The sequence below is a fragment of the Micromonospora palomenae genome (genome assembly GCF_007829925.1).
GTDB lineage: Bacteria > Actinomycetota > Actinomycetes > Mycobacteriales > Micromonosporaceae > Micromonospora > Micromonospora purpureochromogenes.
In genome coordinates, this window is sequence record NZ_VIXA01000001.1 from 1375276 (window position 1) to 1399600 (window position 24325).

At 68.6% G+C, this 24325-nt stretch carries 18 protein-coding genes; 4 read left to right on the plus strand and 14 right to left on the minus strand.

Annotation, left to right across the window (positions count from 1 at the left end; genetic code table 11):
• Window positions 1-289 precede the first annotated feature (289 nt).
• Window positions 290-751, minus strand: a complete 462-nt coding sequence (locus FHX75_RS06250; protein ID WP_154937076.1) for a hypothetical protein — start codon at window positions 749-751, stop codon at window positions 290-292.
• Window positions 752-977: 226 nt separating this feature from the next.
• Here FHX75_RS06250 and FHX75_RS06255 point away from each other — a divergent pair, with 226 nt between their 5' ends.
• Window positions 978-1430, plus strand: coding sequence for an adenylyltransferase/cytidyltransferase family protein (locus FHX75_RS06255; protein ID WP_154937044.1), 453 nt, complete (start codon window positions 978-980; stop codon window positions 1428-1430).
• 56 nt (window positions 1431-1486) lie between these two features.
• Here the strand turns inward: FHX75_RS06255 and FHX75_RS06260 are convergent, their stop codons facing one another.
• Together FHX75_RS06260 and FHX75_RS06265 are read right to left on the minus strand one after the other, a co-directional pair.
• Window positions 1487-1759, minus strand: a complete 273-nt coding sequence (locus FHX75_RS06260; protein ID WP_154937077.1) for a hypothetical protein — start codon at window positions 1757-1759, stop codon at window positions 1487-1489.
• A 60-nt stretch (window positions 1760-1819) separates the two neighbouring features.
• Window positions 1820-2410, minus strand: coding sequence for a DUF4240 domain-containing protein (locus tag FHX75_RS06265; protein WP_154938865.1), 591 nt, complete (start codon window positions 2408-2410; stop codon window positions 1820-1822).
• A gap of 263 nt (window positions 2411-2673) precedes the next feature.
• On the opposite strand from FHX75_RS06265, the gene FHX75_RS06270 reads away from it, so the two are divergent.
• Window positions 2674-3219 carry a hypothetical protein gene (locus FHX75_RS06270; protein WP_154937078.1) on the plus strand — a complete coding sequence of 182 codons (546 nt, stop codon included), beginning with the start codon at window positions 2674-2676 and terminating at the stop codon, window positions 3217-3219.
• A 155-nt stretch (window positions 3220-3374) separates the two neighbouring features.
• On the opposite strand, the gene FHX75_RS06275 is transcribed toward FHX75_RS06270, so the two are convergent.
• Both FHX75_RS06275 and FHX75_RS06280 read right to left on the minus strand, forming a co-directional pair.
• Window positions 3375-4265, minus strand: coding sequence for an IS110 family transposase (locus tag FHX75_RS06275; protein WP_154938867.1), 891 nt, complete (start codon window positions 4263-4265; stop codon window positions 3375-3377).
• Window positions 4266-4631: 366 nt separating this feature from the next.
• Window positions 4632-5285, minus strand: coding sequence for a DUF2306 domain-containing protein (locus FHX75_RS06280; protein ID WP_211364418.1), 654 nt, complete (start codon window positions 5283-5285; stop codon window positions 4632-4634).
• A gap of 184 nt (window positions 5286-5469) precedes the next feature.
• Here FHX75_RS06280 and FHX75_RS06285 point away from each other — a divergent pair, with 184 nt between their 5' ends.
• A complete protein-coding gene (locus tag FHX75_RS06285; protein ID WP_154937080.1) occupies window positions 5470-6168 on the plus strand; it encodes a TetR/AcrR family transcriptional regulator in 699 nt (232 codons plus the stop codon).
• A gap of 2088 nt (window positions 6169-8256) precedes the next feature.
• Here the strand turns inward: FHX75_RS06285 and FHX75_RS06290 are convergent.
• Window positions 8257-8691: a transposase gene (locus tag FHX75_RS06290; RefSeq protein WP_246157720.1), complete on the minus strand. Its 435-nt coding sequence runs from the start codon at window positions 8689-8691 to the stop codon at window positions 8257-8259.
• A 397-nt stretch (window positions 8692-9088) separates the two neighbouring features.
• Here FHX75_RS06290 and FHX75_RS06295 point away from each other — a divergent pair, with 397 nt between their 5' ends.
• Window positions 9089-10942 (plus strand): glycoside hydrolase family 15 protein, encoded by a 1854-nt coding sequence (locus FHX75_RS06295; RefSeq protein ID WP_154937081.1) that lies wholly within the window; start codon window positions 9089-9091, stop codon window positions 10940-10942.
• Window positions 10943-11035: 93 nt separating this feature from the next.
• Here the strand turns inward: FHX75_RS06295 and FHX75_RS06300 are convergent, their stop codons facing one another.
• The 8 genes from FHX75_RS06300 to FHX75_RS06335 form a co-directional block, all read right to left on the minus strand.
• Complete coding sequence (locus FHX75_RS06300; protein ID WP_246157722.1) at window positions 11036-11818, minus strand: alpha/beta fold hydrolase; 783 nt, start codon at window positions 11816-11818, stop codon at window positions 11036-11038.
• A 297-nt stretch (window positions 11819-12115) separates the two neighbouring features.
• Window positions 12116-12823: an alpha/beta hydrolase gene (locus FHX75_RS06305; RefSeq protein WP_154937083.1), complete on the minus strand. Its 708-nt coding sequence runs from the start codon at window positions 12821-12823 to the stop codon at window positions 12116-12118.
• Between the two features lie 201 nt (window positions 12824-13024).
• Window positions 13025-15835 carry an ATP-binding protein gene (locus FHX75_RS06310; RefSeq protein WP_154937084.1) on the minus strand — a complete coding sequence of 937 codons (2811 nt, stop codon included), beginning with the start codon at window positions 15833-15835 and terminating at the stop codon, window positions 13025-13027.
• A gap of 83 nt (window positions 15836-15918) precedes the next feature.
• Window positions 15919-18741 (minus strand): helix-turn-helix transcriptional regulator, encoded by a 2823-nt coding sequence (locus FHX75_RS06315; RefSeq protein WP_211364347.1) that lies wholly within the window; start codon window positions 18739-18741, stop codon window positions 15919-15921.
• A gap of 341 nt (window positions 18742-19082) precedes the next feature.
• The gene (locus FHX75_RS06320) at window positions 19083-19562 is read right to left on the minus strand and encodes a hypothetical protein (protein WP_154937085.1); all 480 of its coding nucleotides are present in this window, start codon (window positions 19560-19562) and stop codon (window positions 19083-19085) included.
• Window positions 19563-19845: 283 nt separating this feature from the next.
• Window positions 19846-20022, minus strand: a complete 177-nt coding sequence (locus FHX75_RS30600) for a hypothetical protein (protein WP_170285296.1) — start codon at window positions 20020-20022, stop codon at window positions 19846-19848.
• 3159 nt (window positions 20023-23181) lie between these two features.
• Window positions 23182-23397 (minus strand): hypothetical protein, encoded by a 216-nt coding sequence (locus FHX75_RS06330; RefSeq protein WP_154937087.1) that lies wholly within the window; start codon window positions 23395-23397, stop codon window positions 23182-23184.
• Window positions 23398-23715: 318 nt separating this feature from the next.
• Window positions 23716-24036, minus strand: coding sequence for a hypothetical protein (locus tag FHX75_RS06335; RefSeq protein ID WP_154937088.1), 321 nt, complete (start codon window positions 24034-24036; stop codon window positions 23716-23718).
• Between the last annotated feature and the right edge of the window lie 289 nt (window positions 24037-24325).

The window sequence follows — 24325 nt, forward strand, 5'->3', positions numbered from 1 at the left end:
GAGTGCGGCAATCAGCGCTACGAGGTGACGCTGATACCTGCACGCTCATGCCGCGATCCGTGCGTCGCGCGACGTGACATCGGTGCTGGCTGCTCGCTGCCCGGAACTGCCGAATTGAGTGCGTTGGCGTTCAGCTCGAGTGGTGGAGTCTTCCCGGCTGCGATCGTCGGTCCTGACGACTGCGAGCCCGACCAAGTTGATTAACGCAGCTTGCACGGAGCAGTTCGATCCTGGCGATGCCAGTCGGACCGCCCGTGCAAGGCGGCATGCAGTGCAAGCGGCTCGTCAGCTAGATGTGCGCGAGGACCTGCCGGAGCGGATGGCCCAGGATAGCTGCGACCGCGCTGACTTCATCGGCGGCGAACTCTGCGCGAACCGGGTTGGCGACTGCGATCTCGAACCGAGCAAAGCCGCTGGGCCAGTCGAACTTCAGGGTGTCCAGCGCGACTGCCGTGTCGCAGCACGGAACCGTCACATCCGGGCTGTCGAACTCGCCCTCGGTCTGCTCGATAAGGTCCTCGTACCAGTCCAGCGGGATGTCCCGATCGCAGCGCGGGCATGCGATCTGCTGGATGTTCTCGCCCGCGTCGACCGCGGTGATCCGGTCGTAGAACTCGACCGTGACGTCCTGCTGGACGCCGTCCGGGTCGGGAAACACTCGCCGGACATAGGCTTCGGCCTCGGCGGCTGCTTCGCTGGTCGGCTGCCAGTTGACGTCGGTCGGAATCAGCGAAACGTAGAAGTCGCTCACGGGACGTCATTCTCCACCGCGGGCCGGATGACCGGTGCAGCCGCCCTGTCAGCAGCCAGCGCCTGGCCGACAGCGCCCGCACATGTCGCCGACAGCGCGTCACGCAGAGTCACCGCCGGTCGATCAAGACGCACTCGGTCTTGCCGATGTCCGCGCCTCGGCGGTCTCGTCCGGTAGAACGGTGAGCGACCGCGACTGGTGTGGGCGAAGGAGCAGGTGAGTTGTTGTGGAGGACCCAGACGTGGGTGCGGCTGCCATATCGCGGGTTTACGTCGACATGGTTGGAGACCTGTTCCACGCGGGCCACGTGTCGCTCCTCCGGCAGGCGCGCCGCCATGGTGACTGGCTGGTCGTCGGCGTGCTGTCCGACGACACCGCAGCCTCCTACAAGCGTCGTCCCATCATGACCCTCGCCGAGCGTGTCGCCGTGATCGAGTCGTGCAGGTACGTCGACGAGGTGATTGAGGACGCCCCGCTCCAACTGACCGAAGAGTTTCTTGCCGAGCACGGGATCACCACCGTGGTGCACGGCGACGACTTGTCGCCCGAGGGGGCCGAGTTCGTATACGGGCCTGCTGCCGCAGCCGGGAAACTCACTTACGTTCGGCGCACGGGAGGAATCTCAACCACCCAGTTGATCCAGCGGGTGCTCGACGCGGCCGCCTCGCGAAATGAATGACCGGATCTGCCGCGATGCGAGCGCCGAGACGGGCTGTCCCGCATACAGTAGGTGCTCTACTCGTTCCACTGCCGCTCGAACTCCGCAGCCGTAATTTCCCACTCGGCCCACTCTTCGAACTCGTCGAGTTGCCCCTGCCCGAGGCCACCGAACCGGTCCTCACGGTGAGCCGGCCCGTAACGCAGGACAGGCCCCGAGTCGTACACCTCAACCTGGCGCACTGGCCAGCCATCCTCCGCGGCGTCAAAGTAGTACGTCGCGTAGCCCCAGATGTCGAACTCGTCGCCCCGCGATTCATGCCACCGGCGACGAAAGTAACGACTCACCACGAAAGGATTATGTCCTGCCTTCGCCACGCCGTCCCCAAGCGTCGGGCTCAGCCGCCGAAATCAATCCTCCGCGGGGTCGAGGAACAGTTCGGCCAGCCGGGGCAGCCGACGCCGCATCTCGTCATCGTCATCGAAGTCGAAGTCCTCACCCATGTCGGACTCGCTGGCCTCGTCGATGCCGACCGCAACTTGCTGGCGGGCCTTCATCGCTTCGTAGAAGGCATGGTCGTCACCCGTGACCTGCTCGTAGGCCTCGCTGGCGACGTAGTTCACCGACTCGGCGAACAGCGCGCCGTCGTCTTCCTCGGCCGCCGCTTGTCGTACCACGGGATGGTCAGCCAATCCGTCAGGGGAGGCCAGCACACGTTCGTACCACTCACGCCCGAGCGCGATGACTCCCGCCCGGAAGTCCATAAAGCTGTCGTCCGAGCATCCCCCGCCGATCAGGTACGCAGCCGCCCACACGTCCCAGCGATAGAGGGCGCCATGGAGCTGATCGAACAGCTCTTGGAACTCGAGGATGCCCTCCGGTGATGTTGCGGCCAAGCGCGTCACCAGTGCCGCGGCAACGGCCTCACCGTCGTCGCCGGTCCGCCCATCGAGTCCCGCCCCGGCCGACTTCACGACCGCCCAAAACTCGTCAACGTTCATGGCGCGAGAGTCTCCCACGGCCGACCGACACAACTCATGCTTGTCGACCCAGGCACCGGTCGCGAGCAGCTGCTCAGGCATTCCTGACCCTGAGCATCCGCTCATGCCGCGATCCGTGCGTCGCGCGACGTGACATCGGGCTGGCTGCTCGCTGCCCGGAACTGCCGATTTCAGTGCAGTGCGCGAGCCCAGCCGACGGGCCGACTGATGAATCGCACACCGTGCGGCTACGCTGCGGGGCCATGTCGACAAGAGAGGACCAGGTGTTCGATGCGGTGGTCCGACGGATCGCCGTCGGCGGGTACATCGACGAGGTGCCAGCCAGCCGGTTGGCGCCGCTCCGACCCGCGCCGCCTGCCGCAGTCGCGGAGGCCGAGGAACTGGCCGGCCGGTCGCTGCCATCGCTGCTGCGCCAGCTTTACCTGGAGGTCGGCAACGGCGGCTTCGGCCCCGGTTACGGTCTCCTCGGCCTTAGGGACGGGCATCGAACTGGCGGCTTGGACGCGCTGACCGGGCTCAAGGGCGGTGTCCTCACTCTGTGCGACTGGGGTTGCGGCATCAGCAGTGAACTCAACCTCGCCGACGGCCAGATCTGGGGCTACGACCCGAACCCGGCCCCGGACGGCGTGTCATGCACGTTCCCGCAGCACATGACGATCGTTGACTGGTTCTCTAAGTGGGTCGAGGGCACGCTGTACCAGCCGTGGCTGGTCCAGGACCCGACGACCGGCGAGTGGCGCGGCGCAACCGACACCGAGTACGCGGAGATGATCGAGGAGGCGTTTGGCCCCAGCGGCCCGGAGGACTGACCGCCGGACGCTGAGGGCCACAGCGTGCCGGCATCCCAACGCCGAGCGGCGGGCACGGCTCGATCCCCCGCGCCACACGCTCATGCCGCGATCCGCGCGCTATGCAGTTGCGGCAAGTCGGCGCCGTCAGCGCACGGACATGGCTCCCCTCTGTGTCAAGACACCGTCGCGAGCGGGGTTCTAAGCTGGGTCGCGGCGGGTCCGGGAAGTGACTTCTCCGAAGAGCCGGCTTGGGGATGTGAGTTGGTCACGCTGGAGTCAGTAGTCGTTCCCCGGTGTCCTCCCGGGCCCGCCGCCACGGCTGCCGCGGCGTCGTTGATCATTCGCCGGTAGACGATGTCGGACAGGCGACGCTTCAGCGCGCGCATGGCTTCCATTGACGTCTTGCCGGAGGCTTTCTTCCGGTCGAAGTAGGCGCGTCCTTCGGTGGGGTTGCGCAGCTGGACGGTGGCCATGATGTGCAGCACCCGGTTGATCTGTCGGTTGCCGGCGCGGGAAAGCCGGTGGCGTACCTGCTCGCCGGAGGAGGCGTCGATGGGGGCGGTGCCGTTCCAGGAGGCGAAGTGGGCCCGGTTGTTCTTCGCTCCGCCGGGGATCAGTTCCAGCAGCAGCTGGTGCAGCTGAGAGACCATCCGGGTGTGGTCCTCGCCGAGGGAGCGGCGCCGGTCGACCAGAATCCGTAGCAGAGCCAACTGCTCGTCGTTGACGACCGGGCGCAGTCCCGCCATCCGGGTGCCGACCAGCGCGACGGAGTGGGCGTCGGTGGCGTCGGTCTTGCGGCCCTGCCCGGTGGCGAACACCCGCGCCCTGGCCGACAACTTCGGTGGCACGTCGACGACCTGCTCGCCATCGGCCAGCAATCGGTTGGCGATATGCCGGCCGATACCCTGGCAGCCCTCGATCGCCCAAACCCGGTTCGGCCACTGCATGGCGTACTTCCTCATCGCCGCATAGCCACCCCGGCCGGTGTCGAAGCGGCCGGCGCCGACGACGGTCTCGTCGCCGGCCATGACCTCGATCGTGGCGGAGCGCTTGTGCGGATCCATACCGATGACCACGCGATCCGATGTTGCACTCAACAGGTCCTCCGATGCTCGATACCACCTGGTTCGTCGAGCCGGGAGGGCAACGCTACTTCGAGCAGAGCAAACCCCTCTTGAGCCTCTCCCCGCCCTGGCGGCGCCCGGGACTGCGCAGGCCAAATGAGAGCCACACCAGCGCGGGCAGCCGAAATGAGAGCGACAGCCCGGGCACCTCCACCGAAGCCTGGCCAGGCCACGGTCGTAGGTCAATGAAACAAGTAGCCGATGAGCGGGCGTTGTCGCATTCATGATTGTCGGCGGTAGTCGGCTGAGGGCCGATGAGTTGGCTGGCTGAAGGCCGAGCGTTGCTCAGAGCCAGGCGTCTCTTCTTCACTCGTTGGCAAGAACGCTCACGCGAGTCGGTAATGCCTTCGCGGTCCGGGTTGGCTTGGTCGGGCGCCTACGGAGCGCCCATTCGATCACGGCAAGGTTGATCACCCAGCCTGCGAGCATCAGCAGCGCCCGGCTGAGCCCACCCGGTTGACCGAACAGCAGAATCCAGGGCAGGTGGGTCAGGACCTGAGTACCCGCCCCGAGGCCGATCGCGTAGCCGCGGGCCATCCAGGCGCGGTGACCAGCGATGTCCCGATGCCGGATGGCGGCGAAGCCGAGGACGATACAGCCGACCATGGCCGAGCCGAATAGGAGCCGGAAGCCGGTCACGAGCTCGACGTCGCTGGGAGGGCGGGGATAGAACAGCGTCATCCACAGGCCCGACAGTGCCGCGGCGAGCCCGAGGGGGATCAGCACCCGCCCGGCCATGCGGTGCCAGCCGGGTCGGCGGCGGCGGAAGCCGCCGGCGAACTGGAACGCGCCCAGCATGCAGTACAGGCTGGCGCCGACGATGTGCACCAGCACGGGTACCGGCGAGGCGAAAAACCGAGCGTTGTCCGGCGTGATCGTCGCACCACCGGTGAGCTCCGCAAACCGGGCGGCGCCGGCGACCACCGGAACGGCGCTGAGCATGATCAGCCCTACGGGCACCAGCCACTCTCGGGCAGAGGAGGTCACCACGAGTCCCTTCTTCATTCCGGCCATGGATAGGCCGGCCCCTTCGACAAAACACGCAGGTGTACGGCGTACACCTACCGGTTAGAGTAGAGTGTACGCCGTACACCGTCAAGAGCGGGGTGTCGATCCACACCTGCCCAAAAGGAAGGCGGTCGAGATGGTCCAGCAGGTGGACGGGGCGCGCCGGGCCCCCCTCAACCGGGACCGCGTGCTGCGCGCCGCCGTCGCGCTCGCCGACAACGCCGGGATTGAAACGCTGAGTATGCGCAACCTCGCCCAGGAGTTGGGCGTGGTGCCGATGGCGCTCTACAAGCACGTGGCCAACAAGGAACAGCTCCTCGACGGGATGGTCGACGTCGTCGTCGGCGAGATCGATCCACCGGTCTCCGGCACCGACTGGAAGGTCGGGATCCGCCAGCGCATCCTTTCGGCCCGAAAAGTTCTGTTGCAACACCCCTGGGCGTCGCGCGTCATCGAGTCGCGTCCCCAGCCCACCCCGGTCGTGCTGGACTACCTGAACTCGATCGTCGGGATGTTCCGGGCCGGCGGCTTCTCCGTCGACCTCACCCACCATGTGATGCACGTTCTAGGAAGCCGCGTGTGGGGATTCACCCAGGAACTCTTTCCCGCCTCACCGCTACCCGCCGACCCGGAAAAGCAGGAAGCCATGTTCCACGAGATGGCAGGCAGGTATCCCCACATCGCGGAAATAGCCATGGCCGCCGCCCACGACGAAGCGTCGGTCGTGGGCCACAGCTGTGACGACCAGTTCGAGTTCGAGTTCGCGGTCGACCTGCTGCTCGACGGGTTCGAAAGGCTGCACGAGCAGGGGTGGACGTCCACCAACCGGTCCTGACGCGACGACAGCGTCTGCATCTTGGTACTACAAATGATCAGCCTCCGGCTGCGACGGTGAGGGGACATGACGACCATCCGGACATGCCGCTGGTCGCGCTGTCGCTGGGCGAAGCGCGGACAGAAGCCGGGGTTTATGGTGGCCGGATGCTTGACCTGAGCAGGCCGGGCAGTCCCCTCTTGAGCCTCTCTCCGCCGCGGTGACCGGCGGGGGCGCACGCCAGATGAGAGCCACACCAACCTGCGGTGGGCAGCCGCGATGAGAGCGACCCCACCGGTCACCTCGACCAAGCCTGGCCGAGCTGCGGTCGTGCCACCAGCTAACAGGTAGCCGCGATCCGCGCGCTGCGGAGCGTGACCACCCAGCAGCAGCACTCGGAGTGCCCGGACATGCCGAGAAGCGTGTGTTCAAGCCGAATGCAGGGACAGATCTCGATCATTCCGTCGAGCCACCACTCTAGGTGACTGGTGTTAAAGCGGGCGAATCACGTTACGTGTTGGCGAAAACACGGCTGTATTGGCCGTACAGCGTCCAACGAGGGTCGCGGCGACCCTCCGACGTGGCCAAATTCCGGGTTCACACAAGGCACCTAGATAGGTAGCCAGGCTCGGGGCGACCATCGTCCGGCTGCCCGTCACATCGGCCGGACGGTCACGCACGACCGACCACGACGTCCATGGCCCGCTGAAGAGATCCATAGAAGAATCTCCGAAGCTGCTGGCCACGGCCCTCTTGAACCACGCGTTGAGCACGTACGGAGACCGGGCCCACCAATGGTAAGCGCATAGAAGGGACAAATCAGTGGATTTGGGGTCGGCGTCAGACGGCGAGATCGTGCACGCGATCAACAGCGGCTCTATCGATGCGGAAAGCCTGGTGAGCAGCAGTGGCTGGCGGAGAATCTGCCAAGCAAGAGGCAGAAACTTCACGGCGGTAGATGAGGAGGCGTGGCAGGAACTCTGCTCCTATCGCGGATACGCCTTGTCACGGCGCAATCCTCGCGGATTCTAGTAGTTCCCGCCTTCCCTGCGCTGACACATGGAACGTACCGCGGTGTCGACTGGTCGCCAGGCCCGGCGCCCTGAGTGGCGAGGCGTGCCGAGCAGTTGGCTCTTGAAGAACTGTCCCCGAGATGCGACTCTCACTCGCTATGAGCCGCAATGGACACGGGCGCCCACGTCAGCCGAGCGACGAAGTCGCGGAACGACGCGAACGGCGCGATGTACGGATCCGCGCTGAACGCATCGAACTGGCGATGGCGGACATGGAGGACAAACCGCCGACCGACGACATCGAATTCGGACCCGGTCGTGACACGCGTGCATGGCGCGGAGGATCGCCCGGGCTCGGACGAGGCCGATGACCTGCCCGACGTGGCGCTGCCCAGGGTGAACTCGGACCAACCCTGCTGGTGCCGCCAATGACGTCCGCCCTGGTCAAGCGGGTTTGACCGCGACGACAAAATCCCGAAACCTCCTGCTCGGCCGCCTCGACGAGCACGAACGACTCCGCTACACCGGCCGAACTCACCCCCTGCGGCCAGCCCAACGCGCGGAACTGATCGACCTGCTCACCCCTCACACCCCGACACCAGACGGGACCGCTCATCCGTGGCCGCAACCACTGCCCGCCTCCTGGACAGGGCAGCTCGACCGGCCCCAACCCCTCCCCTACACCCCGGTCCTCCCCGCGGTCGCCGCCGAGATCGAGGTCGACACCGCCTACGAGCACCACCGATGGCGCCACCTCGTCCGCTACCGACGCCCCCGCCTCGACCTCGACCTCGGCGACGTACCACCGCTCGACAGCCGGATTTGATGCCCCGCCAACACTGCCACCCAGTCAAAGACGGCAGATTCGCCACTCCATGGAGCCTTGCGCCGAGTCCGGCGCTAGCACAACCGGAACATGATCAGGGCGTTATCCACGGTGACACGAGAGTTATCCACAGCCACATGGACGGCTGCGGCGCGCCAACCTCTCGGCGGGGAGGCTGAGGTGGTCGGCGAGGCCGCCGCCCGGCTGCTGGCCACGGCCACGTGCAGGTGGAGCAGCCCGGCCGCAGGCCACCGACCACCGGTCCCCGCGTCAACCAGCCGGGCGCGGGGACCGGCTGCCCTCAGCTCCAGCATCAGACCAACACCAGCAGCTTCGATCCCTTTCCCGTATCCCATTTGTTACGTAGTAGGCAAGTGATCTGGGGCAGTGGGACAGGGCGGCGGAGCTGGACATGCTGAACACCCGGCGCAGTCCGCGGTGGTAGCGGTGGGGTCGTACCTGGTGGCCCTGCCGGCGGCCGGAGTCCCGGGAGATGGGTGCGAGCCCGGCGTGCGCGGCGAGTGCCGCAGCGCTGGGGTAAATGCTGAGGGTGCCGGCGTGGGCGAGGAACTCGGCGGCGAGGGTGGTGCCGATGCCGGGCAGGCTGGTGACGTTCTCCCCCAGCTCGTGCTCGGCGACGACGCCCGCGATGGTCTGCTCGATTGCGGCGATGCGGTCGTTGACCGCCTCCAGGTCGCTGGCCATTTCCGCCACGATCGTCGCCACGATCGTTCGGGGCCGCCGACGACGAGGTGGCCGTCCTCGCCGGCGTGGTGCCCGGCGGACCCGTGGTGGACCCGGCGGCTCGCGTCGGCGACACGTACGGCGCCTTCGCCGCCTTCGGGGTCGCCGGGGCAGCGTCGAGACAGACCCCGTCACGCTCGTCACCTCGATCGGCCCGATGGCCAGGTGGCCTGCGGTCCTGGCCCCGGGTTCCGGGTGCCGGCGCCCGTCGGTTGAACCGGCCCAGCACGACGCCCCCACCCGGCGATGGGCCGCAGGACCGGTCCGGCGGCCAAAGCCAGGTGTGCTCTCACGCTTGGACTGCGGTTCGAGGCGCGGCATGGCGGTGTCACTCCGTTCCGCTCGGGTAGTCCGTTCCATGGGGTGCGGACGGATCGCGGACCACGGCTTCCTGGCCGATGGTCGCAGTGCGGTGCTGGTGGACCGCTATGGGTCGGTGAACTGGTGGTGCCCGGCGCGGTTCGACGCTCCGTCGGTGTTCGCCCGGCTGCTCGATGATGACGCCGGGCACTGGATGATCTGTCCCGACGGTAGGTTCAGCACGGAGCGTGCCTATCTGACCGATACGCTCGTGCTCCGTACCGTCTTCACCACCGCGACCGGCAGCGTGGCGGTGACCGACGCGCTGGCCCTGGAACCGGGCGCGCGGGGCCACGAGGTTGGCCTGCGCTCGCCGAGAGTGCTGGCCCGGGTGGTGCGGGGGCTCTCCGGGGAGGTTCGGCTCCGGTTGCACTATCGGCCACGGTTCGAGTACGGCCGGATGGCCGCCCAGCTGGTGCGGCAGGACGACGCGCTGGTCGCCATAGCCGCGTCGGCCCGGCTGGATCTGCGCGCCACCATCCCGTTGGAGTGCGAGGCCGGGGAGGCGTCCGGGTCGTTCACGGTACGGGCCGGCGAGACGCGTGGCTTCACCGTGGGGTACGCACCGGCTTACGGTGCCGGCCCGCCGGCGATGCTCGACGCCGAGCAGGTGATCGACAATGCCGTCGCGGGCTGGCGCTCCTTCATGGGTCTGCACGACTACCGTGGCCTCTACCGGGACCAGGTACTACGCAGCGCGCTGGTGGTGCAGGGCATGACCTACCGGCCCAGTGGCGCGATGGTGGCCGCCCCGACGATGTCCCTGCCCGAGGAGTTGGGCGGCGAGCGCAACTACGACTACCGCTACGGCTGGGTACGCGACTTCAGCTTCACGCTGGAGGCGCTCTGGCGCGTGGCGTGCACGGATGAGGTCAACCTGCAAATCGGGTGGCTGGCGCGGTCGATGGGCGTCAACGAGGGCATCGTGCCGATCATGTACGGCGTGGAGGGAGAACGGGACCTCACCGAACACCACCTCGACCACCTCGCCGGCTACGCCGGCAGCCGCCCGGTCATGGTCGGCAACGACGCCTGGCAGCAGCGTCAGAGCGACGTGCCCGGTGAGGCGCTCGCCGCTGCCTGGCTGATGCGCGAGCACCTCGACCCGATGCCGCCGCACGTCCGCCAACTGCTGCGCGCGATGATCGAGCGGGCCGAGCAGGACTGGCACCTGCCGGACGCCGGGATGTGGGAGGCACGCGGCGCCGCACGCCACTACGTGTCCTCGAAGGTGCAGTGCTGGACGGCGTTGGACAGAGCCGTACGCTTCGGGTCCCGCCTCGGCTCCGAGGCGGACGTCGCCAGGTGGGCAGCGGCACGGGACGAGGTACGCCGAGCCGTCCTGACCCGGGGCTGGAGCGACCGGCTCGCCGCCTTCACCGCGGCGTTCGACACCGAGGAGCTGGATGCGTCGGTGCTGCTGATGCCGTTGGTCGGCTTCCTTCCCGCCGATGACCCGAGAATGCGTTCCACCATCCGGCTGATCGAGGATCGGTTGTCCCACAACGGGCTGCTACGCCGCTGGGAGGGCGACCCCGCCGGCTTCGTGATCTGCTCGTTCTGGCTGGTCAGCTGCCTCGCGCTGACCGGCGAGCGCGACCGGGCCGGGCGGCTTTTTGAGCGGCTCGCCGAACGGGTCAACGACCTGGGCCTGTTCGCCGAGCAGATCGACCCGTACAGCGGGGAAGCCCTGGGCAACTTCCCTCAGGCGTTCTCACACATCGGCCTCATCAACGCCGCCGGAGACCTCACCGACCTCGATTCCGGGAGTTACGACCTTCCGCCGGCACCAGACCGGCTCATCCCGTCCTTTGAGGAGAGCGGTCGGCGGGTGAGCGACCAGCGGCGGTGAACGGACGGCGGGGCGGTCAGCCCAAGGGTGTCCTTGGGCTGACCGCCGGCACCTGTCGCAGCGCCTGAGCTGCACCTGGCGTATGCCGCCGGGTCAGTCGGTGGCGTTGGCCGCTTCGACGATGAGCTTGGTCACCACGCCGGGCTGGCTGGCCATGACGCTGTGCGATGCGCCGCTCACCTCGACCACCTTGCGGGCGCCGGCCCGCTTGTACTCGAATCGCTCGAGCTCCGCCGGAATTGCCTTGTCGGCGGTGGCGACCAGACCCCAGGACGGGATGGTGTGCCACGCTGCCGCCTGCGTCGGATCGGCGAAGGACTGGGCGCTGAACGGCCGCTGGGTCGCGGACATCACCGTGGTGGTCGACTCCGGCAGGTCGGCGGCGAAAACGTCGCGGAACTTGTCGGCCTGGATGTAGAGGTCCGTGCCGGTCGAGCCGTCCGGGTTGGGGAAGGGCACGTGGTTCAGGGCGGGCTGGATCTCGCTACCCGGGTACTTGCCGATCAACTCTCCGAGCGTCTCGCCCTTGTCGGGCACGAAGGCCGCGATGTAGACGAGGGCCTTGACGTCGGGGTCGTTGGCGGCCGCGTTGGTGATCACGGCCCCGCCGTAGGAGTGGCCGACCAGGACGATCGGCCCCTCGATGCTGTCCAGCACGCTGGCGAGGTACGCCGCGTCGGTGGCAAGGCCGCGCAGGGGGTTGGCCGGCGCCATGACCGGGTAGCCCTCGTCCTGGAGCCGCTTCACCACCCCATTCCAACTGTTGGTGGCGTCGGCGAAGCCTCCGTGCACCAGCACGACCGTGGGCTTGTCCTTTCCCCAGCCGAAGTGGTGCATCGGCGCGGCGGAAGCCGTCGAGGCGAGTACACCTGCCACAGCGACGGCTGCACCGGCGGTTGCGATCCAGGCGGAAGGCCGCAGGAGACGGCGAAGGTTCATTGTCTGTCCATCTTTCTCTTATCGGGGTGGCGACGCGAGGGCGCAGCGTGGCGCCCCGGCCAGTGAGAACCGGCCGAGTTGATCAGGTACGCGGAACGGGCAGAATCAGAGCGGGCAGGAATCGACCCCGGCTCGGCAGCCGCTGTTCAGCCGGCTCGAGGTGCCGGGGTGGCTGGGAGACCTGGTCGGGCCGTCGATCCAAGATCGGGCGACGAGGGTCTCCCCGGCGTCGAGCTAGGACGGGCTGTTCGCTCCGCTGGCCGCGTCCTTGATCAGCGAGGCCACCGCGGCGGGCTGGGACACGTAGATCGAGTGGCTTCCGGCGGCTTCCGTCACCGTCGCGCCCGTACGCTCGCTCATGGCCCGCTGCGCGGGCGGCGGGATCATCTTGTCCTCGGTGGCGACGAGGTACCAGCTCGGCTTGTTGCGCCAGGCCGGCTCGGTCACCTGACCGCTCAGGGCGTCCACGCCCCACGGCACCTGTGAGTCAGCCATGAAGGCGGCCTGCTGCGCGGGCAGGTCGGCGGCGAAGGATCCGGCGAACTTCTCTCGGTCGAGCAGCAGGAAGTCGTCGCGGGGCGGCAGGATCGGCGGCACCGGCGCGCCGGGCGGCGGGTCGGCGATGAGGGTCTGGACCGACTCCCCCTTGTCGGGAGCGAACGCCGCGATGTAGACCAGCGCGGCCACGTTGGGGTGGTTCCCGGCCTCACTGATGACGACGCCCCCGTAGGAGTGGCCGACGAGGACGACCGGGCCGTCCTGGCAGTCCAGGACCCAGCGGGTGGCGGCCACGTCCCCCTGAAGTGAGATGGTCGGGTTCTGGACGATGGTGACGTTGAAGCCGTCCTTGGTGAGCTGGTCGTACACACCCTGCCAGCCGGACCCGTCGACGAAGCCACCGTGCACGAGGACGACGTTCTTCGCCGTCGAATCTGCACTCATTGTGTTTCTCCTGTCTCTGAGCGCCACCGCGTGGCGCGTCAACGACACTAGGGCGGCGTGGTGATGGCCGATTCAGTCATTTGACTTGCATCTCGGCAGGCCCCCTGGGAAGACACTTCCGGCCCCCGGCCGGCCGCACGCCTACGCATGCAGGCACCGGTCCTACTTCAGGGCTCGTCTGAGCCGTATGCGCTCGGCCGCCTATTCGCCCTCGCGCGGCCGTTCGCCAATTTCTTTCGCCGACAGCTCGGTCAGGGCGTCCCGCAGGCCGGCGCGAGACGTGACACCCAGCTTGGGGAACAGCTGGTACAGATGGGTGGCTACGGTGCGCGGGGAGAGAGCGAGCCGCGCGCCGATCTGTTTGTTCGTCATGCCCCGCGCCGCGAGCAAGGCGATCTGCTGTTGCTGGGGCGTCAGCACTGGGAGATGGGTGGCCACACCAGTGGGGATGGCCAGGCCGGTGGCTCGCAGCTCGGCGCTGGCCCGCTCGACCCATGGCTCTGCCTCCAGCCGTTGGAAGGTCTCGCGCGCCTGGGTGAGATGCCGTCGGCTTTCCGTGGTGGCCTTCATCCGACGAAGACGTTCCCCGTAGATCAGGTGGACCCGAGCCAGGTCGAAGGGCCAGCGCTGCGTGCCCGGCACCGAGAGCGCCTCCTCGAAGAGCTCGACATCCCGGCCAGCGGGAGCGGCGACGGCCGCGGCGGCGGCCACGAGCAGCGCCAGGCGTGGGGAGATGGCGGCGATCCCCGCCTCGCGTGCGGCGGCGGCGTGCGCTGCGGCCTCCCGGTGCCGGTTCGTCCGGGCGGCAGCCTCGGTCAGGTCCAGCACGAGCCACATCGCGTGGGCGTTGTGGGAGGCCAGGACTCCTGCGGGACTGACCGCAGCCGCGTGCTGGTAGGCGGCCTCGACGTCCCCTTCGCCGAACGCCGCCAACGCCCGCACGTGAGCGGCATAGCACTGCACCAGGGCAACGCCCCGGGGGGTGGCCCAGCCGGTCATCTCGTCGGCCAGCGACGACGCCACGTCCGTCCGCCCCCGAGCAGCATGGATGAGCCCTCGCAGGAAAACCCCGGGCCAGGTCAGCACCCGATAGCCGTGGTCGGCACACAGTTCGAGACCTTCCTCGATCGCGGCAAGGGTCCGGTCCCACTCCCCCGCGAAGAAGCCATCGTTGCCGAGCAGGAACAATGCCTCGATCCCCGAGGCAACCGCACCACCGGTACGTCCGCTCTCCACCACTCGCCACAATGCGGCGCGGCATGAGACCAGCCGGTCGACGTAGGCGCAGGCAATGCCGATCCGGACGATCCGGCTCGGGTTCACCTCGCTCTCCACGCCGGAGAGCATGGCGTCGAGCCGGTCAAGAGCTTCGGGTGCGGTACGAGCCGGGTCGGCGACGGTCCTGCTGGTGATCCAGAGGAGTTCGGGGGTCCGGGAGCCGAGTCGGCTGACTGCGGCGTCGAAGGGCGCGTACAACTCCGGCCGGCCACCGAACAGGCAGACCAGTAGCAGCATGTGCAACGCCTCGACGAGGTTCTTCTCCTCAGCCAGATCGACGTCGCTCTCCATCTCCAGGGCGCCGACGAGCAACCGGTGCGCCGTGTCGACGTCCCCGTCACCGTTCAGCAGTAGCGACGAGGCAGCGATCGCTGAGGCCATTGAGCTCGCACGCCCCGGGTCGGTGCGGCGAATCTCGTCGAGCAGTCGGGTCGCCCGGTGCAGGTCACCCGTGATGTTCGCCCCGAGATATGCGGCCTCGGCCGTCCGGCGGCTCCGCTCGCGACCGCGAGGACTGACGTCGACGGCGCGGAGCAGGGCGGTGACCGCGCCCACCGCATCACCACGCTGGAGGGTGGCGTCTGCGACTCCTTCCAGGAGGGACGCGACCTCCGGGTCCGGCATCACCGCAGCTTCCACCAAATGCCACGCCCGCCGATCAGTCTGGTCCTGGTAGTGGTCTGCCAGCCACCGGTGCGCCTCTCGGCGCTCCTCGCTCGTGGAGAGTTGGACAACAGCGGATCGCGTCAGCGGATGGCGGAACAGCAGTCGATTCTCGTCGCGGTCCAGCTGCAACAGGTGGGCCCGCTCGGCAGGCGCGAGATTCGCCGAAGGGTGCCCGACCGCAGCACTGCCCAGTACGCCCAGGTCTCCTGTCCCGTCGAGCACGGCGGTCAGCAGCAGGCGGCGGGTTGGCGCTGGGAGGTTCGCGATCCTTGAGGCGAACATGTTCTGGAGTCGGCGGCTCAGGGGCAGGAGCGGTGGCAGGCGATTCTGCGCGGTGCGTTGCGGGCCGGTGAGCGATGCCGGTAACTCCAGAAGTGCCAGCGGATTTCCCTGCGCCTCGGCTACCAGGCGTTGCCGAACGGGGGCCGCCAGCGCGGGAAACCGATCCGTCAGCAGGGCGGCTGACGCGGCGTTGTCCAGTGGATCAACCTCGTACTCGTCGATGCCGGTTCGATCGAAGAACCCTTCCTCGCCGGAGCGTCGCGCAGCGAGGAATGCGATCCTGCTGCCGGCCAGCCGGTGAGCGATGGACGTGAGCGTGACCGAGCTCGCCCGGTCGATCCAGGGAAGATCGTCGACCACGATCAGCAGTCCGCGCTCGCCGGCGGCCTGGTGCAGCAGGTCCAGCACGGCTCTCGACAGCGCCAGGGGCTCCGGGGGTGATCCGCCGCTCAGACCCAGGGCGACGGTCAGGGCCGCACGGTGCGCGGCGGCGAGCCGGCCGATGTCGTCGAGCAGGGGGTACAGGAGCTGGTTGAGCCCCGCGTAGCTCAGATCGGCCTCGAACTGCGCCCCGGCCGCCCTCAACACTCTCGTACCGGTTTCCGCCGCGTGCTGGGAAGCCGACTCCAGCAACGCTGTCTTACCCACCCCGGCCTCTCCCGTCAGCACGAGGGCACTGCCGGTGGAGACGGCCCGGTCGACGAACGCACGAAGGGATCCGACGTCGGCCTCGCGCCCGATGAGTCGGCTGCCGGCGCCACCTGAGGTGGCGTCAGGACCCGTCACCACAGCCTCTCCTGACACCAGCCGTCTGGCTGCTGTCGGTCACGTCCGACGAGGCCGACGGCAGCTTCGCCGATCCGGTCCCGTCAGTTGTCTCGGTCATCCGAGGGTAGCTTCGCCAGTGCGTCGCGAAGCTCGGCGCGAGAAGTGACGCCGAGCTTCGGAAAGACCTGGTACAGGTGTGTGCCCACGGTCCGGGAAGAGAGAAACAGCCGTTCACCGATCTGTTTGTTGGTGAGTCCGGCCGCCGCGAGTTGCGCGATCTCCCGCTGCTGCCCGGTGAGCGTGGCGCGCTCCGCCGGCTGGGTGCCGGTGGAGCGTCCGGCCGCCCGTATCTCACGACCTGCTCGCTGCGCCCACGGTTCGGCACCTAGCCGCTGGAAGATGCGCCGGGCCGCGGCAAGGGGCTCTCGCGACTCTTCGACGGCCTTGCTCCTGCGTAGGTGTTCGCCGTGGTAGAGCGTGATCCGGGCGAACTCGAACGGATGGCGGTCCGCGCCGGGCACGGCGAGTGCCTCCTCGAACAGGTCTCGCTTGCGGTGGTCGGGCGCGGCGATCGCTGACGATCCGATGGCGATGAGCGCCAGGCGGGGCGAGATATCGCGGAGCCGGGCACGTTCGGCGGCGGCCGCGTGCGCTGCCGCTTCGCGGTGCCGTCCGGCAAGGGTGGCGGCGTCGACGAGGTCGAGGATCGCCCACATCGCGTACGGCAGGTGCGAGGCGAGCGTTCCCGCGGGGCTGACGGCGTTCGCGTGCCGGAACGCCTCGTCGGCCTGGCCCCGCCCGAGGGCGGCCAGCGCTCTGATGCCCGATGCGTAGGCGGTGACGAGGCCTACCCGCCTCGGCGTCGCCCAGGTGTCCAGTTGGTCGGCAACGGCGAGTGCTTCGTCGGTGTCGCCTCGCGCGGCCGCGATCATCGCCCGTTGGTGCATGATCGGCCAGCCCAGCAGCCGGTAGCCGTGCCTCTCGCACAGCTCGAGACCCTCGCCGCACAGCTGCGTCGACCTGTCCCACTCGCCGGCGCTGAAGGCGTCATTGCCCAGCAGCAGGAGCGCTTGGATCGCGGCAGTGATCGCCCCACCGGTCCGGCCGTGCTCGACCACGCGGGACAGTGGTCCGCGGCAGGCGGGCAACCGATCGACATACCCCGCCGCGATCGCCACCCGGACGATGTGACCTGGGTCGGTGTCGCTGGTCAAACGCGCGACCGCCGTGTCGAGTCGGCCGAGCATCGGCCCCGCGAGCCGAACCGGGTCAGCGTAGGTCGTGGCGAGGAGCGCCAGGAATTCCGGGACACGCGGGCCGAGCCGGTCGATCGCCACGTGGACCGGTCGCCAGAGTTCGTCACGAGCACCGAACGACGAGATTGCCACCAGGTAGTAGAGAGCTTCGATGAGAGTCTGGTCCGGCGCGTCACGGTCGGGAAGTGCATCGATGGCCTCCACCACCGTACGGTGCGCCGAATCAACGTCTCCGTCGATGTGAAGTCGGTGCGAGGACAGCGCGACAGCCGAGGCCAGGGACTGTGTCGAGGCGGCGTCGGCACGCCGCGCGTCGTTCAGCAGTTCGGGCACTCCGCGCAGATCGCCGGTCACGTCCGCGCGGAGATAGGCGGCCTGGGCAAGCCGCCGGCTCTCGTCCCCGCCGTGCGGGCTCAACTCGGCAGCCCGGCGTAGTGCGGTGACCGCACCCACCGGGTCGCCGCGTCGCTGCATCTCCACCGCGGCCCTTTCGACGAGGCCCGCCACGGACTCGTCCTTGCCCTCGGTTGCCCCTGCCAGGTGCATCGCCCGGCGGTACGGCTGGTCCTGCAAGTGTTCCGCCAGTGCCGCGTGTGCCGAGCGTTGCTGGCCTGGGCTCGCCATCTGAACGACGGCAGACCGGACCAGGGGGTGCCGGAAGTCGAGTCGCGAGCGGCTCATATCGACATGCACCAGTTCGGCGCGTTCGGCGTGGGAGAGGCTGCTCAACCCACCTTCGCGAGCAGCGGCAGCATCGAGGAGGCCGATGTCCCCGGTGCCCTCGAGGGCGGCGAGCAGAAGCACCTTGCGGGTGTTGTCGGGGAGCTGGCTGACCCGTGCGGCGAACGTCCCCTTGAGGCGCTGGCTGAGCGGCAGGACGGCAAGACCTGGCGCCACCTCCGCGCCCTGCGGTTGGCTGAGCACTCGGGGCAGCTCTAGTAACGCCAGCGGGTTGCCCTCCGCCTGATCAAGGACGATCTGACGCGCCCGCCGGCTGAGGGCCGGGAATCGCATCGTCACCAGGCAGGCAGCGGCGTCGTCGTCGAGTGGCTTGAGCTCCAGTTCGTCGAGTCCGGCGCCTTCGAAGCAGCCCCCTTCCCCCGTCCTGAAGGCGGCGAGGAAACCCACCCGACTACCGGCGAGTCGACGGGCGACGAAGGCGAGCACCGTGGCGCTGACCGCGTCGATCCAGGGCAGGTCGTCCACGATCAGGAGCAGTGGCTGGCCGACCGCCGAGTCCCGCAACAGCGACAGCGTCGCGTTCGCCACCGCCAACTGGCTCGGGGGCTGCCCCTCGGTGAGCCCCAGCGCAACACTTAGCGCCTGTTCCTGCGGCGGGCTCAGCCGATCGAGCCCGGCCAGCAGCGGGGTGAGCACCCGGAGCAGACCGGTGTAACTCATCTCCGACTCGAACTCAACACCCGCCGCGCGAAGGACGCGGAATCCGCGTGTCGCCGCTCGCGGCGCGGCGAGGTCCAACAGCGCCGTCTTACCGGCACCCGCCTCCCCCGAGACCAGCAGGGCAGCACCACCGGTCGTGCTGCCGGCGAGGAAGTCATCGAGCAGAGCCGCTTCCCCGATACGTCCGATCAGCTCGACTTCTGACTGTTCCTGCGCCGGGCCGTCCCGCGCCGGGAGAATGGACCTCACCTCGCCGCCCCTGCTCACGCCTTGATCGTAGTCACGGCCGCCCTGACCAGCGGCCGGTTCACTACCGGCCCCCCGCAGCAGGGGCCGCTCGCGGACCGGTCCAGCCGACCGCACTCGTCCCTGGGGCCAGAGGTCATCCGAGGCAGCACCCGCAAGACCAACACCAACGGGCTACTGGCTGTCGGCTCGATAGTCGCCGAGGCGCTCGTCAAGGCCAGCTGACAACAGACAAGCTGACCCACGCCGTCACAGCGCCCCCGGTTGGCCGGCCGATCACCGGGTCAGATCGGATGAACGTAAGAGGCCGCCGCCTCCGCCCGCCCGTAGCAGGTGGAGGCGGCGGCCTCTTCGCGTAGGTTTCAGAGCCGGTTTTTGACGGTGGTGCGTACGCCGTCGTCCGTCGCGACGGCCTCGCAGGTCAGGCCGACCGACGTCGGTGTCTGACCGATCAGCGCGGTGGTCATGGTGATGCTGGCGGTGCCGTTGACCGACCAACCCTTGTCCGTCTCCCACGTGTCGTGGAGCTCCACCCCGGTTACCGAGATCAGCACGCCCTCGCTGGCGCCGCCGACGCGGTCGGCGCGCTGGTCGGCTTCCCGCTCCATCGCGGTGCGGCACTCCCGCTGAGCCTGCTCCTGGGTGAGGTCGTCGCGGCCGACGAACCACAACGTGCCGCCGATCGCGATGGCGATCAGCACCATGGCACCGGCGACGGCGGCCAGGACGATCGGCAGCTTGCTCCGCTTCGGCGCGGTCGCCGGCGCCTGCGTGGACACGTCGGCGGCCGGCGGTGGGACCTCGGCGGGGGGAGGGAACTCGGCGGGGGGAGGTGTGGTCATGCGGGGCACCGTACCCGCGACATCAACCGCCCACTAGCCGGGATTCGGCCGCATTCCGGTCACTCGCGCAGCGCCGTGCCCTCGGCCGGAACGTCGAGGTCGGCCGGCGTCGGCCCGGTGTCCGTGAGGGGCCACGGGCGCGGTGATCTGCGTCCGCTCGAACATGGCGAGCACGACGGAGACGGAGCTCAGGAGCACGGCCTGGTCCTCGGCACTCATGTCGAGGCCGAAGCCGACCACCCGCGGCGAGTCCGGCCTGCGCGAAGCTCGGCAGGGCGGCGAGCTAGCCTTCCTTGCGGGCGACGGACGCGACGGCAGCACCGACGGCAGCGGCCGCCACGGTGTTGAGGACTGCCTGCCGGTCGGCGGTCAGGTCGATGAAGAACGCGGCGATCAGCTTGATCGCCGCGGCGATGACCGCGAGGAAGATCGCGGGGTCACGGCCGAGGATCTTGTGCACGGGTACTCCTTGCTTGCCGTCGTGCAAGATCTTTTGTCGCTGCGGCGCGATCTCGCGCCTGGTGAGTAGAGGGCCTACGCGGCGGGCCGCCTAAGCGGCGGTGCCCCCGGGCAGACCCGCTCTGCTGACCGGTCAACGGTGCTTGGCCCGCCCATCCTCACACCTGCTCCCCCATCGCGCTGGACCACTTTCATCGCGGTGCCACGATCCCTCCTGGTTACCTGAGCCGCCGAGCGCCGCACGGGCTCTGCCGCCGCCACAGCCTGAAGCCCGCGACGCCGCCCGTCAGCCAACCCGGGCGGCGTGTCATCCAACACCGCGAACCTTCGTGGTCAGAGCCCTAGCGATCAACAGGATGCCGACACGCCAGAGCCAGGGCGACGTCCGCGGGATCGATGCGCATAAGATCAGTTATGAGGGCATGACCGGCAACCACCGCAGAGTGCTGAGCGATAGGCGGTGGACAAGAGGGGGGAAGCGGCGGAGGTCACTCTCCGTAACTTCTGCTGGGGTCACAGCGGCGACACATCGCCTCAGGGTTCAGCCAGCCCAAGCCACCGGCGAGAGGCAGTGACGCAAGTCACATCCGTATACCGCGATGGGCAAACTCGACCAAGAATACAAAAAGGACATAAGCTCCTGCGAGGTGTAGATGAGGAATCCTCACTTCTTGGCGAACAGGCCTAGCCCGTCGGGGCGAGAGGGCACCTAGCGATCGGTCGAGGGAGGGACCTCAGGACGTCTCACCTGTCACCCAGCCTGCGGTCAACTCCTGCCGGTGTCGGCGCGGCGGCCCCAGGGGCGAGCCATCGGAGTGCCGGCCCGGGTCGGAGCACACCGCGTCGGGCCATCGGCACGGCAGCCTCGCTGGGCGCCCGCAGATGCTCTGCCCCAGTCGTCGCGGCGACCTGACGGCGCAGCCGGCTGGCTTCCACCTGAAGCCTCTCACCGGCCTAACACTGAGAGCGATGCCGGGGGATAGCCGATCCGCCTTACTGCTTCGCGCCGCCACCTGCGATCGATCTCGAAGTCAGGACTAGAGAAGAGTCATGGTCATGAAGGTGAGCAAGCCGGCGGCTCGTTGGAGTGCTCGATGCCGGAGTTGGTGGTAGTGCGTGTAACCATGCTTGCCGATTAACTTCGTGCACCACGCGTCTAGGGCTCGATCGCGTGCGCCCGAAGATTCAGCGTCAGGCGAGGAAGCGGCGCATGCCGGGGGCCGCGAGGCCGGGCGAGGCCGCGAGGCCAGGCGAGGCCGCGAGGCCAGGCGAGGCCGCGAGGCCAGGCGAGGCCGCGAGGCCAGGCGAGGCCGCGAGGCCAGGCGAGGCCGCGAGGCCGGGAGGCCGGGTGAGGCCGGGGGCCGCGACGAGGCCGGGGTGAGGCCGGGGGCCGCGACGAGGCCGGGGTGAGGCCGAGTCGGGATGGGACCGGAGAGACAGGGACCGGGACCGGGACCGGAGAGATCGGGACCGGAGACCGCGGACCGGAGAGACCGGGACCGGGACCGGAGGGACCGGAGACCGGAGGGACCGGAGACCGGAGGGACCGGAGACCGGAGGGACCGGAGACCGGAGGGACCGGAGACCGGAGGGACCGGAGACCGGAGGGACCGGAGACCGGAGCGGAGGTACCAGGACATGTCCATGGACACGTCCTCGCGGACATGTCCGCGCGGTCCACGGTCCACTGTCCGCGCGGTCCACGGTCCACTGTCCGCGCGGTCCACGGTCCACTGTCCGCGCGGTCCACGGTCCGCGCGGTCCACGGTCCGCGGTCCAGGAGGACATGTCCGCGAGGACGTGTCCTCCTGGACCGTGTTCGCTCACGCGTCCACCGGTACCCCGACCGGCTCACTACCGCGGTACCTACCGGCTCACTACCGCGGTACCGACCGACTCCCGGGGTACCGACCGACTCCCGGGGTACCGACCGACTCCCGGGGTACCGACCGACTCCCGTACCACCGGTACCGACCGACTCTCGGGGTACCGCTGGCGCCGGAAGGGCGGAACGAACAGGCGGAACGAGCAGCCGGAGCAAGGCGGAACGAGCAGCCGGAGCAGAGCGGAACGAGCAGCCGGAGCAATGGCGGAACGAGCAGCCGGAGCAAGGCGGAACGAGCAGCCGGAACGCCCAGGCGGCGAGCAATACCCCGGGAGTCGGTCGGTGCCGGTGGTACGGAAGTCGGTCGGTACCCCGGAAGTCGGTCGGTACCCCGGGAGTCGGTCGGTACCGCAGTAGTGAGCCGGTCGGTACCGCGGTAGTGAGCCGGTCGGTACCGCGGTAGTGAGCCGGTCGGTACCGCGGTAGTGAGCCGGTCGGTACCGCGGTAGTGAGCCGGTCGGGGTACCGGTGGACGCGTGAGCGAACACGGTCCAGGAGGACACGTCCTCGCGGACATGTCCTCCTGGACCGCGGACCGCGGACCGCGGACCGCGGACCGCACGGACATGTCCGCGAGGACGTGTCCGCGAGGACGTGTCCATGGACATGTCCTGGTACCTCCGCTCCGGTCTCCGGTCCCTCCGGTCTCCGGTCCCTCCGGTCTCCGGTCCCTCCGGTCTCCGGTCCCTCCGGTCTCCGGTCCCGGTCTCTCCGGTCCGCGGTCTCCGGTCCCGATCTCTCCGGTCCCGGTCCCGGTCCCTGTCTCTCCGGTCCCATCCCGACTCGGCCTCACCCCGGCCTCGTCGCGGCCCCCGGCCTCACCCCGGCCTCGTCGCGGCCCCCGGCCTCACCCCGGCCTCGTCGCGGCCCCCGGCCTCACCCCGGCCTCGTCGCGGCCCCCGGCCTCACCCCGGCCTCGTCGCGGCCCCCGGCCTCACCCCGGCCTCGTCGCGGCCCCCGGCCTCACCCCGGCCTCGTCCGGCCCCCGGCCTCGCGGCCCTTCCTCGCCTGACGCTGAGTCTTCGGGCGTACGCAATGGAGGCTTTAAACGCTTGTCGTGCGCAGCTTTTCACTGCACACGTAAATCAATAAAGGCGATCCGCAAAGGAACCGTCGCCCCGGACTTTCAAAACTAATTAATCTAGAGCCGGCCAACAAAAGTTCAGCGACACGGTGGCCGCATCTCAGCTCTTCCGAAATCACTAACTCATATGATATAAAACTAGGGGGCCGCATCGCGGCCCCCTAGTGGAACTAGTTAGAAGTTAGGCTGAATCAGCGATCGTTACGCTCCCGCCAGAGCACGATCAAGGTTCTCGCCACGGTCAGGGCCCCCACTCCAGCCAGGATGGGGGTCCAGCCCGTAACCGGACCCAGCTTGTTCAGAAGCTCCAGCAGGCCAGACGCCATGGTCAGCGTCAGCAGAGCCTCCTGCTCACCGTCCCGTGAGTTGGGTTCCTGAGGGTTGGTCGGTGCGGTCGGCAGTGCCAAGTGCCTCTCCTTAGGAGGTATTGGTTCGGGAGTAGCGGCCGATTAACCGGTATTTCCGCCACACAGAGAATCTCATATGGACGGCCATTCGTGCTACTCGTCGAGGCACTCGCGAGGGTTCGTGCGCGCCTGAAAAGAACCGACCTCAAGCGTGAGCATCAAGGACCTTAAGCACCCTTACCGAAGCGCCACTACCGAAGGTAGTCAGGGCGGCAGAGCTTCCGGCGTGGACCTGAGCGGGTAGGTAGGGACAATCGAGCCTTGGGTCACCTGACGCGCCATGAGCAGCTGCGCCCCGCTTTGGTGACGCCCACCGTGTTACCCGTCGCTGAGTTCGGTGGCCAGCCGGTCTCGCCATGCCCGCAACTGCTTCATGGTCAGGGTCAGGTTCACCGTGCGGGTGCCGTCGCCGGCCTCCAGGCTGAAGCCGCGCTCGTACTCGTAGTCCGACCAGTCGATGTACCGCTCGTCGTTCTCCTGGGGCCAGTAGGCGCCGGGCGCGTCGGCGACGTCGTCGGCGGTGATGGTGACGGTGAGCGCGTCGTGCAGCTCCCGCATCTGGGTGGGGTTGAGGTCGAAGTCCACCGCGTCGGCGCCGTCGCCGATCTCCAGGTTCCGCCCGCCGCCGGAGGTCCGCACCGACCAGTCCAGGTACCCGGCCTCGTCGCCGTCACCGAGGTAGAGGGCACTTCGGGCAGCCTCCCGGGCGCCGGTGGCGAAGGTCCGCAGCTGGCCGCGTCTTCGTTGCCTTTCACACCAGTGACGGCGCCCCGGGTCGCGCCGTCGTGGTCGACCAGGTCCATCCAGAGCACGCCGGTGTCGCCGCCGGCCTTGCCGATCGCGGTGGTGGCCACGTGGCGGCGGGTCGTCGGGCCAGCGGCGGTGGCCTTGTCGCGCAGTAGGGCCAGCAGGTCCCGCACGGTGACCG